Here is a 15,351-nt window from a genome sequence, read left to right on the forward strand (position 1 = left end):
TGATTATTCGGTATTAGCCCCGGTTTCCCGGAGTTATCCCCATCTGTAGGGCAGGTTGCCCACGTGTTACTCACCCGTCCGCCGCTAAACATAAGGAGCAAGCTCCTTATGTTCCGCTCGACTTGCATGTATTAGGCACGCCGCCAGCGTTCGTCCTGAGCCAGGATCAAACTCTCCATAATAGCTGGCTTCCGATACGCAGCACATTGCGTTGTCGATTTCGCTCAATCAGTCAGTCACGTACCTGAGTACGCTCCTTCCTTCTCTCGCTCATCTCCTAGCACTGCACTACGTCTCGAAACCCAACGAAAGAGAAACTTGAATTGCTCGAGTTTCTTGCTGGCATTAAGTAAGAAAGATGTATTTCAATCTTTCGTTAATGTCAATTTTGAATCCGAAGATTCGATTGTGTTTGTTCCACCGGCAGAACCGATTTCCCAAACTGTATTTCGTTGACGTTTTGCTGTTCAGTTTTCAAGGTTCATTTGAAAGGAATCAATAATGCACTCCTTGTCTTTTTTCGTCCGTCCTCTAAAAGCGACTTCTCTATATTATCACCGTATAGTTGAAGAGTCAAGCTTTTTTTAAAACTTCTTTTTCAAATCGTTTTCAACTTGTCTCTCGCCTAATCTCTCAAGCGACATTCACTATAATAGCATGCACTCTATAAGTTTGTCAACAAGATTAATAGGACAAATTCAAATCGCCCTATTAGCCCGCTTCTAAGTCAGGTTACCTTATAATCTCTATGGAAGATAAATTCGTTTTTCGAATCGCTTTGAACTACTTCAATGCATCCTTTATCAACAAGAAATTCAATGAACACTTCTAAATCGATTGAGTACATCCGAATTTCCTCATGCTCATGGAGTTCCTGGATTGTCCATATTTCCTTGGTCGCCATTACATCCATCATATGACGAGCTCCGTCAGCCGTACAGTTATGAATTAAAAACTCACTTGCTAGAAACAGAAGTTCTAAACGTTTCTCCAGTGGCTCGTCACTCAGAATAAGTTCTTCATAAAGCTTATAAATTGCAGGATCAATTTTTTTCACCTGTGACCATACCGTAACTTCCGGAAACAATCCGCTTTCAATAACCGCTAATCTCGCTAAATGATGAAGCGATTTAACTACATGATGGTAGGCATCCATATAGTTTTCCTGCTCAAAATAAGTTTTACCTTCCATATAACCTCTAACAAGCCTGGAAAGTTCGAGCCCCATCTTCATCTTACGTCCGAAAAATGGATACTCCTGCAATTCCGCTCGCAATTGTTCAACGAACTCATTGCGATCAAAATAAACCTTTCCATAAAATAACCAATCTACAACTTTTCGTTTCGAACCTAGGAGTAGCCACTTCTTCAATTGTTTCTCACTGATTATATGCATCGCGGCTTTCCCATTACCATCCGTATAATGTTTCGTTACTATAGGGATCTCTTCATTAGTAGTAATGATAAGGAGGATTGCATCGAAGGTATCTGTTACCGGATCTCCCTCCCCTCTTTTTTCTACAAGGATGACGCCTAACGTCTCCGGGAAACTTGCACGTTCTTGATAAATTGGTCTTAACACCTGTTCCACCACTACACCTCCTGTCGTTTACCTTTCGACGACGAGGTTGAAAAATCCTTCATTCAAGAATGTTAAATAACGTAAGAAACGAAATATATGCTATAGTAATTGAGGACTAATCAAGGAGGTATACAAGTTGAAACCATATAAAAATAAGATTAACCGAATACGTTCATTCGCTCTTTCGTTAATATTTATTGGCGTTGTCATTATGTATATGGGGATTTTCTTCAAAAGTAATGAAATCGTCATGCTCATATTTATGGTTCTTGGTGTCCTAGCCATTATCGGGAGTACAATTGTTTATGCGTGGATTGGTACATTATCGACACGAGCCATACCGGTTCAATGTCCAAATTGTGGAAAACACACAAAAATGCTTGGTCGCGTCGATATGTGCGGACACTGTCGTGAACCACTCACTATGGACGCTTCATTGGAAGGAAAAGAATTTGATGTGTCATACAACCGCCCCGAAAAGAAAAAAGATAGTAATTAACAAAAGCGTCCAATCCTCTTCTGTTTGAAGATGGATTGGACGCTTTTTTAATTACCCGTTACAGCGCGTGAAGCACATGAGGGACAAGTACCGTATACTTCCAAACGATGCGAATTCACTTTGAAGCCGGTCACATGCGAAGCAAGATGTTCAACTTCTTCAAGACCAGGATGATGAAAATCAACAATCGTTCCACATTCATCACAGATGATATGATAATGATCATGTGTCACGAAATCAAAACGACTTGAGGCGTCTCCATACGTAAGCTCCTTAATGAGACCGGAATTCCGGAATACACGAAGGTTATTGTATACTGTTGCAACACTCATGTTAGGAAAATCACTTTCAAGAGATTTATATATTACATCTGCTGTCGGATGTGATTCGGTAGAGATAAGGTATTTCAAAATCGCATGCCGTTGCGGCGTAATTCGGACACCACTTGTTTTTAATGCGTCCAGCGCGTCTTTCAATTTCAGCTCAGACATCGCTAATGCACCCCAATCCAAAATATCTTTCTTTATAATCATTATAATTAGTTTACTGAAAAAGGAGTGTATATGTCAAGTGAAGTGCTGTCCTTTCATTGAAACAGCTACTTTACAAACCATTCATGTGAATAGCTATTTAATAGCCTTTTCCTCCATCAACTATATTCTCCAGAGCCTTAACACCTTGTAACCATCTCTCTAAATTACTTTCAAAAATGACAAGGGCCCTCTCTACATACTTCCCCGAGAGACTTGACACATGTGGTGATACAGTACAATTCGGAAGTGTCCAGAATTCGTTTTCCTGAGGTAGGGGTTCTGTTTCAAACACATCAAGCACCGCATGCCCGATTTCATCATTTTTCAGCGCATTTAATAGAACTGATTCTTTTACAAGATCCCCCCTGCCGAAGTTCATAAATACGACGGTTTCCTTCATCGCCTTAAAATGCTCCTCTAAAAGCATTTCTTTCGTCTCCGGCGTGCTTGGCAATACAGATATAACATAATCAGCCTCGCCCAGCCTATCCAGTAAATCATCAAAAATAATGACCTCATCCATCGACTCACATTTTTTACCTGAACGATTGCAGCCAATCGTTCGGACACCGAATGCCTGGAGTAACCTACCAATTTCAGACCCTATCGCACCAGGTCCGAGAATAAGCGCAGTAGAACCTCTTAATTCAGTTGACCCTACTTTCCGATTCCATTCTTTCACTTGTTGTCGTTCATAAATTAGAGGCAATGACCGGCGAAGCGCAAGTATATGCGCAAGAACCGACTCAGCCATCGGTACTTTATGAATACCACGTACGTTGGTCATACGGATTCCCCGCTCCGCTATTTCAGCAAGTGGCATCTTTTCGACTCCTGCCGACGCAATCATTAGCCACTCTAGCACCGCTGTCCGCTCAAGTAGTGCGGCATCAATATCACCGCCGTACGTCACAATAACTGTAGCTGTTTCAACCTCCGCGTCTTGCGGCTTTTTATTGAAATGAAACATCACTTGGGGGAACTTCGTTTGAAGGTCCCTTTTCTGATAATCCTTTACGTCGAATGTGAACACAACTTCCATTTTTCCCACTCCCCCTTCATCTATTATGAATTCGTCAACTGTTCCAACGTCGAAAGGGCTTCTTCGATATGACCTTGCACTTTCACTTTTCGCCATTCTTTCACAACCGCCCCTGTTGGATCAATTAAAAAAGTAGAACGCTCAATACCCATATACTCCTTACCGAACATTTTCTTTAACTTCCAGACGCCGTAACTCTCGGCGACAACATGATCTTCATCAACAAGAAGAGAGAAAGGCAACCCGTGTTTTCCAATAAACTTCTCATGCGTTGTCTCATTATCAGGACTCACCCCAAGTACAACAGCATTTAATTTACCGAAATCTTCATATGCATCACGGAAATCACAAGCTTGTGTCGTGCAACCCGGTGTTGAGTCTTTCGGATAAAAATAAAGGATCACATATTTCTCCCCAGCAAAATCCTTCAGTGAAATCGTTTCCCCGTTTTCATTCGACAATGAAAATTCGGGTGCCTGCATTCCTTCGAGTGTCGTCATTTTCCATTCCTCCAATATAATTTCTTTCTTCAATCTTAACGAACTACCCCACTACTTTCAATTTCTTTGGCGTATCGATGTTATTTTGTTTACAATAGAGAGCGTAGTTAACTGAACGGAGGAATAAAGATGAACAGAACGAATTCAGAACAAATCTATAGTGAAGCATGCGAACATATCGTGGGCGGAGTGAATAGCCCCTCCCGCGGATACCGTGCAGTCGGAGGCGGAGCACCTACTGTGATGGAACGTGCGGAAGGTGCATATTTTTGGGATGTCGATGGCAATAAATACATCGATTACCTTGCAGCATACGGACCAATCATTACGGGCCATGCCCATCCACATATAACTGAAGCAATTATTAAAGCGGCGCAAACAGGGGTCCTATACGGAACGCCAACACGTCATGAAGTGAAATTTGCAAAAATGTTGAAGAAAGCGATGCCTGGCATGGATAAGGTTCGTTTCGTCAACTCTGGAACAGAAGCAGTTATGACAACTATCCGTGTTTCCCGCGCATTCACTGGTCGAACGAAAATCATGAAGTTCGCCGGTTGTTATCATGGTCATTCAGATCTTGTACTTGTCGCAGCAGGATCTGGCCCCGCTACACTCGGTACGCCTGATTCAGCCGGTGTACCTAAGTCGACCGCTGAAGAAGTGATTACAATTCCATTCAACAATCCAGACGCTTATATAGAAGCAATGAATAAATGGGGAAATCAAATCGCCTGTGTCCTTGTTGAACCGATTGTAGGAAACTTTGGAATTGTTGAACCGAAAGAAGGATTTCTACCACTTGTCCATGAGCTCGCCGCTGAAAAAGGGGCTTTAATCGTTTATGATGAGGTTATCACTGCGTTCCGGTTCCATTTTGGCGGTGCACAAGATATGCTAGGTCTAACACCAGACCTTACTGCTCTCGGTAAAATCATCGGGGGCGGATTACCAATTGGCGCATACGGCGGTAAAAAAGAGGTTATGGAGCAAGTCGCTCCGTTAGGTCCCGCTTACCAAGCCGGTACGATGGCAGGAAATCCAGCCTCGATGCTTGCGGGAATCGCTTGTCTTGAAGTGCTTCAAAAACCAGGTGTCTACGAAGAAATGGACCGTCTCGGAGCCATTCTTGAAGAGGGTATTTTGAAATCTGCAAAAGAGCATGAAATTACATTAACAACGAATCGTCTTAAAGGGGCTCTTACATTATATTTCACGGATGTAAAAGTGGAAAATTATGAGCAAGCCGAAGCGACCGATGGTGAAGCATTCGCAAAGTTTTTCAAATTAATGCTAAAAAACGGAGTCAACCTCGCCCCATCAAAGTATGAAGCTTGGTTCTTAACGACTGCACATACTGAAAACGATATTGAAGAAACACTTGTTGCCGTCAATAAATCTTTCAAAGAACTTGCCACTATCTTGAACGATTGACCATGTTCGTAAGTTAAGATAGAAGCGAAAAATAGCAATCGAAGAAAGGAAAAACTTCATGAAACTAGGTGCCCGCATCTTTAAAACGGGTGTTGCAATTGTCTTTGCTTTGTTCTTGGCAGAGGTCTTACAATTACCGCATCCAGTATTTGCTGGAATCGCAGCCATTTTTGCCATTCAACCTTCGATTTACAGATCTTATTTGACGATTATTGAACAAATTCAGGGGAATGTGATTGGTGCGATTATTGCGATTTCGTTCGTTCTCCTATTCGGACATCAGCTAGTCATCGTCGGTCTCGCCGCCGTCATCATCATTATAATCATGCTCAAATTAGGACTTGAAAAATCGATTTCATTGGCACTTGTCATGATGATTGCCATCATGGAAATCAAAGGCGAAGAGTTCCTTTCATTTGCTTTGCTCCGTTTTTTGACGATTGTTATAGGGGTACTTGCGGCTTTCACTGTCAATTTGCTGTTCATGCCACCAAAATATGAAACGAAACTGTTTCAATCCACCCACCAGACGCAAGATGAGATTATTCGTTGGACCCGCCTTGCCGGCAGACAAGTCTCGGAACATATTGCGACTAAAAAATCGCTAAGTAAATTGAAAGAACGACTTACACAGGTCGATCAATTGTATTCACTTTTCAAAGAGGAACGAAGCTATTTCAAAAAGAGTTCGAGGGCAAAAAATAGGAAGCTTGTCGTCTATAGACAGATGATCACAACTTCAAGAAGTAGCTACGACGTTTTGAAAAGACTTCATCAATTCGAAAATGAACTTATCCATTTGCCAGAACATTTCCGGATGATGATTCAAGAACGTTTGGATACACTCCTTACTTATCATGAACAGTTGCATTTAAAGTTTGTCGGAAAGCTCAAGTCAGATCATGTAAGCACCAATTCTAACGTTGACTATATACAACGTCATGAGGTCATGGAGATTTTTGCAAAAGAAATCTCACTAACCAAAGAGGAAGAGGAATTTTCCGCTTATCACCTCCTGCATATCCTATCAGCCATTTTGAATTACGAAGAACAACTCGAACACCTTGATAAGCTTATCGTCTTATTTCAAAGGAACCATGATTACGAAGTGAACATCAAGCTAGAAGAAGAAATTTATTAACCAAAACAGCCCCAGAAGTCGATGAATACACGACTTCTGGGGCTGTTTTATAATTAGTTCTAATTTTTCATTCGAGGATCTAGCGCATCGCGTAAACCATCACCCATTAAGTTGAAACCGAGAACGGTAAGCATAATCGCCATTCCCGGAAAAATCATAGTCCATGGTGCAGATTGGAGATAGTTTTTAGAATCCGCTAGCATTTTCCCCCACTCTGGCATCGGCGCTTGTGCACCTAATCCGAGGAACCCGAGCGCAGCTGCTTCAAGAATAGCTGTTGCAATTGCAAGTGTCCCTTGAACAATAACAGGTGCCATCGAATTCGGCAGGATATGGGAAATTAGAATTCGAGCATCCTTCATGCCAATTCCTTTTGCGGCAGTGATATATTCATCTTCTTTAATACTTAACACTTTCGATCGGATAAGACGTCCGAAGTTCGGGACGTTAATAATCGCAATGGCAATGAGCGCATTTTGCAAATTCGGTCCGAGTACGGAAATAATCGCAATGGCTAGCAAAATAGATGGAAACGCGAGCATGATATCGAAAACCCTTGAGATAATCGTATCAACCCAACGTCCATAATAGCCTGCGATAATTCCAAGTGCGCTTCCGACAACAACCGATCCGATTACTGAAAAGAACCCTACCCAAAGGGATATACGTGCACCATGGATAATTCGGGAGAGAATATCCCTACCAAGATCATCTGTTCCTAGCCAAAATTCAGCGGAAGGGGGAAGTAGCCGATCGCCCAATACTTGGTCGTTAATTCCTTCTTTCGCAATGAGCGGTCCGAAGATAGCAAGTAATATAAAGAATAATACAATGCCCGCGCCAACAACCGCCACTTTACTCTTTCTAAATCCATTCCAAGCCTCGCGCCAAGGTCCGGAGGTTTTAATTACTTTCTCTTTAGTAATTCCATCGATTTTGGGTGCAAGTTCAGTCATAAGTGCTTCCCCCTTCCTTAATCATACTTAATCCTTGGATCAATAAGGCTATACATTAAATCAACAAGCAGATTAATCAGGACAAAGATTAATGCCACAATAAGAATGCTTGATTGGATAACCGGATAATCCCTATAACCGATCGCCTCGTAAATATAACGACCAATACCTGGCCAAGCAAAGATTGTTTCCGTTAAAATTGCACCGCCAAGTAGCATACCCATTTGCAGACCGATAATGGTCAATACAGGAATAATCGCATTTTTCAGCGCATGCTTATACACAACCCAAAACATTTTCTGACCTTTAGCCCGTGCAGTACGAATATAATCTGAACGCATCACTTCGAGCATGCTCGACCGCGTCATCCGGGCAATAATTGCCATCGGAATCGTTGCCAATGCCAAGCCGGGTAAAACTAGATGTTTTAACACTACCCCTAGTTGGTCGAAACGTCCCTGTATGATTGTGTCCAGCACATAAAGATTGGTTATAGCCTCGACCGGATCCCTTACTTCTTCCCGCCCTGTCGTCGGTAGCCATTGAAGTTCCAACGAAAAAACCCATTGTCCCATAAGACCGAGCCAAAAAATCGGCATTGAAACTCCAACGAGCGCTAAAATCATCGCCGTATAATCAAACCACGAGTTTTGGAACCAGGCCGAAATAATACCTGCGTTAATGCCGATAACAATTGCGATAATGATAGCGAACAATGCGAGCTCAAATGTCGCCGCTAAATAAGACCATATTTCATCTACCACAGGTGCCCTAGTCCTCATCGATTCTCCAAGATCACCTTTAAAGATATCACCAAGATAGTTAAAGTATTGGATATACCAGGGATTATCAAGACCAAGCTTTGTGGTCAGTGCCGCTACCGCCTCTTTGGTTGCTTGTTGACCTAGAATGACCTGTGCAGGATTACCTGGAATCGCACGAATAATCATAAATACGATGAACGTCATTCCAAGCAAGACAGGAATGAGCTGCAATAACCTTTTTCCGATATAGCTGAGCATTATTTTTTCACCTCTCCAACTCTACTATCTATTTATTATGTAGCTATCATATGAAAGGAAAAAGGGAGAAATCCAACAGACCTCTCCCTTTTTTGTTCTTTATTCCTTAAATTCTACCTTTGACAGCAAATCAGAACCAGTTGGATGTGGTACAAAACCAGTAAGATTTTTAGATGCCCCAAGAAGTGGCGTCGAGTGAGCAATTGGTACCCACGGTGCATCATCATGGATGATTTCCTGTGCTTTTTTGTAAAGTTCGTTGCGCTTCTCTTCATCAATCTCAGATTGTGCTGCAATTAAAAGATCATGAGATTCTTGGTTTTTATAGAACGTATAGTTGTTACTTCCGATATTGTCTTGATCGAGAAGGACATATAAGAAGTTATCAGCATCTCCGTTATCTCCAGTCCAACCGAGCATGAACGCATCTGCGTCCCCTTTACTTGCAAGATCCAAGTATGTTGCCCATTCATGTGATACGATTTTCGCTGTAATACCTACGTCAGCAAGGTTTTTCTGAATGACTTCGGCAACTTTTCTACCGTCTGGCATGTATGGACGTGGAACTGGCATTGCCCATAGTTCCATTTCAAAGCCGTCAGCAAGTCCAACCGAAGCAAGCAGTTCTTTCGCTTTTTCAGGATTGTATTCATATTCTTCGATAGCATCGTTATAGCCTGAAATAGATGGTGGCATTGGGTTTTTAGCGCTATTTGCACGACCTTCGAAGAACGATTCAATAATCGATTTTTTATCAATCGCATAATTCATTGCTTGACGCACTTCTTTTTTATCGAAAGGAGGACGCGTCACAGTAAGACCCAAGTAACCGACGTTCATAGATGGACGTTCAATAAGCTGTAACTCGTCATTCCCTTCAATTGCAACACCATCAGATGGATTAATACCATCCGCTAGTTCAATGTCTCCTTTAATCAATGCATTCAAACGCGTCGAGTTATCAGGGATTGAACGGAAAATGACTTTATCAAGTTTTGGTAGGCCCTCTTGCCAATAATCATCATATTTTTCGATTGTAATTGAATCATTTGGTTTCCACTCAACAAACTTGAATGGACCTGTTCCAACCGGATTCCTTTCGAATTGATCTTCACCTTTTTCAAAAGCTGTCGGGCTAGCAATTGCAAACATCGGCATTGCGATATTTTTAAGGAATGGTGCTTGTGGACGTTTCAATTTAAAGATAACCGTGTTGTCCCCATCGGCCTTCACTGATTCGATAACATGATCTTCATCATCATTAAACCCACCGAACATTGAGCTATAGTAAGGGTTTTTTTCTGCATCTCCACTTGCCCAGCGCTCAAAGTTTTTAACGACCGCATCTGCATTGAAATCTGTACCATCATGGAATTTAACGCCCTCTTGCAATGTGAACGTATACGTTAATCCATCGGCACTTGGCTCCGCTTTCTGCGCGAGACCAGGTTGAATCGTTGTGTCCTTCTCTCCAAAATTCAGAAGTGTTTCATAAAGATTGATTGTAACTTTGTAAGTTTCTCCTTCTGTCGTTCTGGATGGATCGAGTGAAGTGGAATCTCCACCGCGCCCAAAAACCAATGTTTTATTGACATCGGTCTTTCCACCACCTTCTTCCCCTTTGCTACCTTGTTTCTTGCTATCGGCTTGCCCACATGCTGCTAGTGCCGTTGAAAGAACGAGTACGAGCATCAGGGCAAGTGACCATAATTTACTTTTCTTCATAAAGACCCCTCCATCTGTTTTATATCATTGCCGCTTAGTTCACTATAAAGATGACAAGCGACAGAATGACCTGAATACTGTTCGAAAAGTTTTGGAATCGCTTTCATACAAATATCCATTTTAGCTGGACAACGTGTATGGAATGTACAACCTGATGGCGGATTTGCCGGATTCGGGATGTCTCCTTCAAGAAGGATCTGCTCCTTTTGATGATTAGGGTCGGGTACAGGTACGGCAGATAATAACGCCTTCGTATAAGGATGAAGCGGCTGTGCATACAGCTGTTCGCTTTCTGCAATTTCAACCATCTTACCGAGATACATTACGCCGACACGGTCGCTTATATGACGTACGACCCCTAAATCATGGGCGATAAAAATATATGTAAGATTAAAATCTTTTTGTAAATCCTGCATTAGATTCAAAACTTGCGATTGAATTGATACGTCGAGAGCCGACACAGGTTCATCAGCAATAATCAGTTTGGGATTCGTCATAAGTGCTCTCGCGATTCCAATACGTTGACGCTGCCCTCCGCTGAACTGATGTGGATACCGCTTGGCATGATATGCACTAAGACCTACAATTTCAAGGAATTCACGTACTTTCTTTTTCCGCTCTTTCGAATTGTCTATACCGTGCACCACGAGCGGCTCTTCCAATATTTTTTCAATCGTATGACGCGGATTAAGGGATGCATAAGGATCTTGGAATACCATTTGGATATCCCGTCTCGTTTTTCTCATTTCTTCGGAAGTTAAGGACGTAAGGTCTTTGCCGTCAAACTCTACTTTTCCTTCAGTAGGTTCGAGAAGCCGCATCAGCATTCTTCCCGTTGTCGATTTACCACAACCTGATTCCCCCACGATGCCGAGTGTCTCCCCTTCATTCACATAGAAAGAAACATCGTCAACAGCTTTCACATACCCAACCGTTTTGCCGAGTAGCCCTTTTTTTACCGGGAAATACTTTTTCAGATTTTCAACTTTTAACAAGGGTTTTGTTGTCATTCATTTCTACCCCTTCCTTGTCATATAAGAAGCATCGGGTATCATGCACATCCGAAGTTTCGTAAAGAGCAGGATTTTCCTTTTGACAACGATCAAACGCAAATTCACATCTTGCCGCGAACCTGCATCCTTGTTTAATGGAACCAGGCTTCGGAACATTCCCAGGAATCGAATACAGTCGTTCCTTCTTGTAACGCATATCCGGAATAGATTGGATAAGCCCTTTCGTATAAGGGTGTTGAGGATCCTCGAAAATTTTCTTAACCGGTGCCTCTTCGATGATTTGCCCTGCATACATGACAATGACACGCTCGCATGTTTCAGCGACAACACCAAGGTCATGTGTAATAAGGAGGACTGCTGTATCCAAACGGGTATTCAAATCTCTCATCAGCTTCAAAATCTGCGCTTGAATCGTCACATCAAGGGCGGTCGTAGGTTCATCTGCAATTAAAACTTTCGGATCACACACAAGCGCCATCGCAATCATGACACGTTGCCGCATTCCCCCAGATAATTGGTGAGGATAATCCCTCATCATTTCAGCTGCGCGAGGTAAACCCACAAGTTCTAATAATTCAACCGCCCGATTTACTGCTTTCTTTTTAGACCAACCTTTTTCATGAATCAGTATTGCTTCTGTCATCTGATTACCGATTGTAAATAATGGATTCAATGACGTCATCGGCTCCTGAAAAATCATTGCAATGTCATTTCCACGAATACGTCGCATTTGACGCTCTGTCATTTTAAGTAAATCTTTGTCTTCGAATAGTATTTCACCGCCAACGATTTTCCCAGGAGGTTTCGGTACAAGCCCCATAATCGACAGAGATGTAACACTTTTCCCACAGCCAGATTCACCGACGATACCAAGGATTTCTCCTTCTTTCACATGGAAATCAATGTGATCCACTGCTGGTATTTCTCCCGAATCCGTGAAAAAGGTCGTCTGTAAATCTTTCACTTGGAGAACGGTCTTCCTTTCACCCATCAGATCACCCTTTTTCTTTTTGAATACTACTGATATTCCCTATTATACGATTCTTCCAGATGAACGCAATACTATTTTCAAATATTTCTTTTTAATCAAATAGACACACTATAGAAGTCAATCCCTTCTAAGAGCGTGTCTATTTGATCATTATTCACTTTCCAAGTATCTGCACCTGGAATAAACCGTAATAAATTCCTTGCATCTTCATCAATTCTTCATGTGTTCCCATTTCTTTTAATTCACCAGAATCAATTACAAAAATCTTATCTGCATGTGTGATTGTTGACAATCGGTGCGCAACAATCAGTGTTGTTCGATCGTTCGCAAGTCTTTCAAGCGACTCTTGAATTAACGCTTCACTTTCAAGGTCAAGTGCGGAGGTCGCTTCATCCAACACGAGAAGTGGCGGGTTTTTCAAAAAGACACGAGCAATTGCAACCCGTTGTTTCTGTCCTCCTGATAGTTTTACTCCACGTTCCCCAACTTTCGTTTCGTACCCCTCAGGAAGCGATTCAATGAAGTCATGTGCATTCGCAGCTTTTGCAGCTTCAATCACTTCCTCATCTGTTGCATCGGGTTTTCCCATTAGGATATTGCTTTTTACGGAGTCACTGAACAGGATGCTATCTTGCAATACGATTCCAATCTGGTTGCGCAATGATTTGACTTTGACGTCGCGTAAATCATGATCATCGATTCTAACCGCACCGTCCGTCACATCATAGAAACGGGGAATCAAGCTGATAATCGTCGATTTCCCGCCGCCACTCATCCCAACGAACGCAACGGTTTCCCCTGGATTCACAACGAAATCGATTTCATTCAAAACCGTCTCTCCATCTTTCTCATAAGCAAAAGATACTTTTTCAAACTCAATCTTCCCTGAAATTGGAGGGAGTTCAACCGCATCATCTTTGTCCGTGATATCGTATTTCTGCTCCATCAGTTCAAATACGCGGTCCATGGATGCAAAAGACTGCGTCAGTGACGTGGATGAATTGACAAGCCGACGTAAAGGTCCATACAACCGATCGATATATGCGACGAATGCAACCATCGTACCAACAGACAAAGAGTTATTGATCACCTGATATCCCGCATATGCCAACACAAGGAGTGGTGCGACATCGGTGATTGTATTCACAACCGCAAACGCTTTCGCATTCCATTTCGTATGATCAAGCGCCTTATCAAGAAAGTTGCCATTGACCTTATCGAATCGTTTTTGCTCCAATTCTTCAAGTGCAAAGCTTTTGATGACACTCACCCCAGCAACGCGTTCATGCAAATAGCTTTGTACATCCGCTAGCGACTGAGATCGTTTACGTGTCAATTCACGCAACTTCCCGAAGAAATGTTTCACACTGTATGCATAGAAAGGAAATGCAAGAAGCGTGACAAGCGTCAACGGAACGTCCATCGTCAACATGATAATGATGGCAATAATGATTGTCGCAAGATCGAGCCAGACGTTCATGAGACCAATCATAACGAAGTTTTTCGTTTGTTCTACATCATTGATAACACGGGAAATGACTTCCCCCGCACGTGTATTCGAATAATAGCTAAGACTTAGTTTTTGCAAGTGTGAGTACAATTCCTGCCGGATATCATATAAAATCTTATTGCTCACATATTGCGCATAATATTGTCGGTAATATTCAACTGGAGGACGGATGATGAAGAAAACAAGAACTGTGCCCCCTAACCAATAGAATAATTGCTGCGTCATTTCTTCCGTTGAAAGTATCTTGGATCCAATAATTTCATCGATGACAATCTTCATGAGTAGTGGTATGAATAGAGGAATCGCAAATTTCACAATACCAATCAAAATTGTAAATATGATTTGCCAATTGTATGGTTTAACAAATTTCAAATAGCGTTTAATGCTGTCACCCATGTTGTTCCTCCTCATTTGAAAAAGCCTGTCGCGTTAAGTCGCGGGCAGGCTTTTCACTTACTCCTCTTGACCTGTTTGTAGAATTCATACCTGGAAGTCCAAACATTGATAAAGTCTGTAGCGAAAGGTCCTCTTCTCTGCTTAATCCAGCTAAGAAGCGTGTCCAGGTTTTTCTGCAAAATCTGATCGATAACATCGGGATAACCCATTTGTTTCTTATGGTCCGCATATTCATCCTCATCAAGAATCATATAGCTCATATCCGGGAACACTTTTACATCAAGATCATAATCGATATATTTCAAAGATTTGTTGTCGTAGACGAATGGCGAGCTCATATTGATGTAATAATAAACACCATCTTCTCTTAACATGCAGATAATATTAAACCAATATTCAGCATGGAAATAGCAAATAGAAGGTTCACGTGTTAACCATGTGCGTCCGTCCGCTTCTGTCACAATCGTCCGTTCGTTCGCACCAATGACAATATTTCGGGTTCCTTTTAACACAACCGTTTCCTGCCAAACCCGATGGATACGTCCATTATGCTTATAACTATGTACTTGTATCGTTTCTCCTTCTGTAGCAATTGCCATGAATAAACCCACCTTTTAAGTAGCCGGAAAATTTTAAAGCCATCATATAAATCCTCATTATACCAACTGAACGTCATAATTTGAAATCATTCGACTGATTTGTTCAAATGGCAGATCCTCATTCATCAGTTTGCATAAACTAAAAACCGGCAGAAGCGTTAAGCTCCTGCCGGCCGGTGATGTCCATCCACTTATTTTGAACCGTTTTCGAAACGATTCGCGCGCGGTCCAGAAGCATTGTTTTTCTTCGCTTCAGCTTGCTTGTTTTGTTCCTTTACCTGATTCACATCAGTTTCAGACCCAAATTCTTCACGCATTGTGTTCGGGTTTTGGTTTTGGTTCGGGTTTTGGTTCGGGTTTTTGAATTGGTTCTGGTTCTGGTTTTTGTTGTTGGTCATGGATTTTCAC

At 42.0% G+C, this 15,351-nt stretch carries 15 protein-coding genes and 1 rRNA gene; 3 read left to right on the top strand and 13 right to left on the bottom strand.

Features of this window, described 5'->3' with window-relative positions; genetic code table 11:
- Window positions 1-182, bottom strand: a 16S ribosomal RNA gene (locus H4683_RS14455); the annotation flags it as partial.
- Window positions 183-727: 545 nt separating this feature from the next.
- The gene (locus tag H4683_RS14460; protein WP_192599539.1) at window positions 728-1,591 is read right to left on the bottom strand and encodes a nucleotidyltransferase-like protein; all 864 of its coding nucleotides are present in this window, start codon (window positions 1,589-1,591) and stop codon (window positions 728-730) included.
- Window positions 1,592-1,718: 127 nt separating this feature from the next.
- Between H4683_RS14460 and H4683_RS14465 the strand changes: the two genes are divergently transcribed.
- Window positions 1,719-2,081, top strand: coding sequence for a YgzB family protein (locus H4683_RS14465; protein ID WP_192599540.1), 363 nt, complete (start codon window positions 1,719-1,721; stop codon window positions 2,079-2,081).
- 47 nt (window positions 2,082-2,128) lie between these two features.
- On the opposite strand, the gene perR is transcribed toward H4683_RS14465, so the two are convergent.
- From perR to bcp, 3 genes are all read right to left on the bottom strand, one after another.
- On the bottom strand, window positions 2,129-2,572 hold the full coding sequence (gene perR, locus H4683_RS14470; RefSeq protein ID WP_192599541.1) for a peroxide-responsive transcriptional repressor PerR: 444 nt from the start codon (window positions 2,570-2,572) through the stop codon (window positions 2,129-2,131).
- Window positions 2,573-2,711: 139 nt separating this feature from the next.
- Complete coding sequence (locus H4683_RS14475) at window positions 2,712-3,656, bottom strand: D-2-hydroxyacid dehydrogenase (RefSeq protein ID WP_192599542.1); 945 nt, start codon at window positions 3,654-3,656, stop codon at window positions 2,712-2,714.
- A gap of 23 nt (window positions 3,657-3,679) precedes the next feature.
- Window positions 3,680-4,156, bottom strand: coding sequence for a thioredoxin-dependent thiol peroxidase (gene bcp, locus H4683_RS14480; protein WP_192599543.1), 477 nt, complete (start codon window positions 4,154-4,156; stop codon window positions 3,680-3,682).
- Between the two features lie 129 nt (window positions 4,157-4,285).
- Here bcp and H4683_RS14485 point away from each other — a divergent pair, with 129 nt between their 5' ends.
- Together H4683_RS14485 and H4683_RS14490 are read left to right on the top strand one after the other, a co-directional pair.
- Entirely contained in the window at window positions 4,286-5,590 is a 1,305-nt protein-coding gene (locus tag H4683_RS14485) for a glutamate-1-semialdehyde 2,1-aminomutase (protein WP_225942111.1), read from the top strand.
- Between the two features lie 58 nt (window positions 5,591-5,648).
- Window positions 5,649-6,731 carry an FUSC family protein gene (locus tag H4683_RS14490; protein ID WP_192599544.1) on the top strand — a complete coding sequence of 361 codons (1,083 nt, stop codon included), beginning with the start codon at window positions 5,649-5,651 and terminating at the stop codon, window positions 6,729-6,731.
- A 59-nt stretch (window positions 6,732-6,790) separates the two neighbouring features.
- Here H4683_RS14490 and H4683_RS14495 read toward each other — a convergent pair whose 3' ends face one another.
- From H4683_RS14495 to H4683_RS14530, 8 genes are all read right to left on the bottom strand, one after another.
- Window positions 6,791-7,687 carry an ABC transporter permease gene (locus tag H4683_RS14495; protein WP_192599545.1) on the bottom strand — a complete coding sequence of 299 codons (897 nt, stop codon included), beginning with the start codon at window positions 7,685-7,687 and terminating at the stop codon, window positions 6,791-6,793.
- Between the two features lie 17 nt (window positions 7,688-7,704).
- Window positions 7,705-8,709: an ABC transporter permease gene (locus tag H4683_RS14500; RefSeq protein ID WP_192599546.1), complete on the bottom strand. Its 1,005-nt coding sequence runs from the start codon at window positions 8,707-8,709 to the stop codon at window positions 7,705-7,707.
- A 99-nt stretch (window positions 8,710-8,808) separates the two neighbouring features.
- On the bottom strand, window positions 8,809-10,434 hold the full coding sequence (locus H4683_RS14505) for an ABC transporter substrate-binding protein (protein ID WP_192599547.1): 1,626 nt from the start codon (window positions 10,432-10,434) through the stop codon (window positions 8,809-8,811).
- The gene (locus H4683_RS14510; RefSeq protein ID WP_192599548.1) at window positions 10,431-11,444 is read right to left on the bottom strand and encodes an ABC transporter ATP-binding protein; all 1,014 of its coding nucleotides are present in this window, start codon (window positions 11,442-11,444) and stop codon (window positions 10,431-10,433) included. The genes H4683_RS14505 and H4683_RS14510 overlap by 4 nt, the downstream gene beginning before the upstream one ends.
- Window positions 11,416-12,438, bottom strand: a complete 1,023-nt coding sequence (locus tag H4683_RS14515; RefSeq protein ID WP_192599549.1) for an ABC transporter ATP-binding protein — start codon at window positions 12,436-12,438, stop codon at window positions 11,416-11,418. The genes H4683_RS14510 and H4683_RS14515 overlap by 29 nt, the downstream gene beginning before the upstream one ends.
- Window positions 12,439-12,592: 154 nt before the next feature.
- Window positions 12,593-14,344, bottom strand: coding sequence for an ABC transporter ATP-binding protein (locus tag H4683_RS14520; protein WP_192599550.1), 1,752 nt, complete (start codon window positions 14,342-14,344; stop codon window positions 12,593-12,595).
- 53 nt (window positions 14,345-14,397) lie between these two features.
- Window positions 14,398-14,943, bottom strand: a complete 546-nt coding sequence (ntdP, locus tag H4683_RS14525; RefSeq protein ID WP_192599551.1) for a nucleoside tri-diphosphate phosphatase — start codon at window positions 14,941-14,943, stop codon at window positions 14,398-14,400.
- Between the two features lie 191 nt (window positions 14,944-15,134).
- Window positions 15,135-15,341 carry a gamma-type small acid-soluble spore protein gene (locus H4683_RS14530; protein WP_192599552.1) on the bottom strand — a complete coding sequence of 69 codons (207 nt, stop codon included), beginning with the start codon at window positions 15,339-15,341 and terminating at the stop codon, window positions 15,135-15,137.
- Between the last annotated feature and the right edge of the window lie 10 nt (window positions 15,342-15,351).

The organism is Sporosarcina limicola (assembly GCF_014873855.1).
GTDB classification, from domain to species: domain Bacteria; phylum Bacillota; class Bacilli; order Bacillales_A; family Planococcaceae; genus Sporosarcina; species Sporosarcina limicola.

Excerpts from the sequence above, each read along its gene's own strand:
- perR (WP_192599541.1), bottom strand. The coding sequence starts at position 2,572 with ATGTCTGAGCTGAAATTGAAAGACGCGCTGGACGCATTAAAAACAAGT.
- H4683_RS14475 (WP_192599542.1), bottom strand. The coding sequence starts at position 3,656 with ATGGAAGTTGTGTTCACATTCGACGTAAAGGATTATCAGAAAAGGGAC.
- bcp (WP_192599543.1), bottom strand. The coding sequence starts at position 4,156 with ATGACGACACTCGAAGGAATGCAGGCACCCGAATTTTCATTGTCGAAT.
- H4683_RS14485 (WP_225942111.1), top strand. The coding sequence starts at position 4,286 with ATGAACAGAACGAATTCAGAACAAATCTATAGTGAAGCATGCGAACAT.
- H4683_RS14490 (WP_192599544.1), top strand. The coding sequence starts at position 5,649 with ATGAAACTAGGTGCCCGCATCTTTAAAACGGGTGTTGCAATTGTCTTT.
- H4683_RS14495 (WP_192599545.1), bottom strand. The coding sequence starts at position 7,687 with ATGACTGAACTTGCACCCAAAATCGATGGAATTACTAAAGAGAAAGTA.
- H4683_RS14500 (WP_192599546.1), bottom strand. The coding sequence starts at position 8,709 with ATGCTCAGCTATATCGGAAAAAGGTTATTGCAGCTCATTCCTGTCTTG.
- H4683_RS14505 (WP_192599547.1), bottom strand. The coding sequence starts at position 10,434 with ATGAAGAAAAGTAAATTATGGTCACTTGCCCTGATGCTCGTACTCGTT.
- H4683_RS14510 (WP_192599548.1), bottom strand. The coding sequence starts at position 11,444 with ATGACAACAAAACCCTTGTTAAAAGTTGAAAATCTGAAAAAGTATTTC.
- H4683_RS14515 (WP_192599549.1), bottom strand. The coding sequence starts at position 12,438 with ATGGGTGAAAGGAAGACCGTTCTCCAAGTGAAAGATTTACAGACGACC.
- H4683_RS14520 (WP_192599550.1), bottom strand. The coding sequence starts at position 14,344 with ATGGGTGACAGCATTAAACGCTATTTGAAATTTGTTAAACCATACAAT.
- ntdP (WP_192599551.1), bottom strand. The coding sequence starts at position 14,943 with ATGGCAATTGCTACAGAAGGAGAAACGATACAAGTACATAGTTATAAG.
- H4683_RS14530 (WP_192599552.1), bottom strand. The coding sequence starts at position 15,341 with ATGACCAACAACAAAAACCAGAACCAGAACCAATTCAAAAACCCGAAC.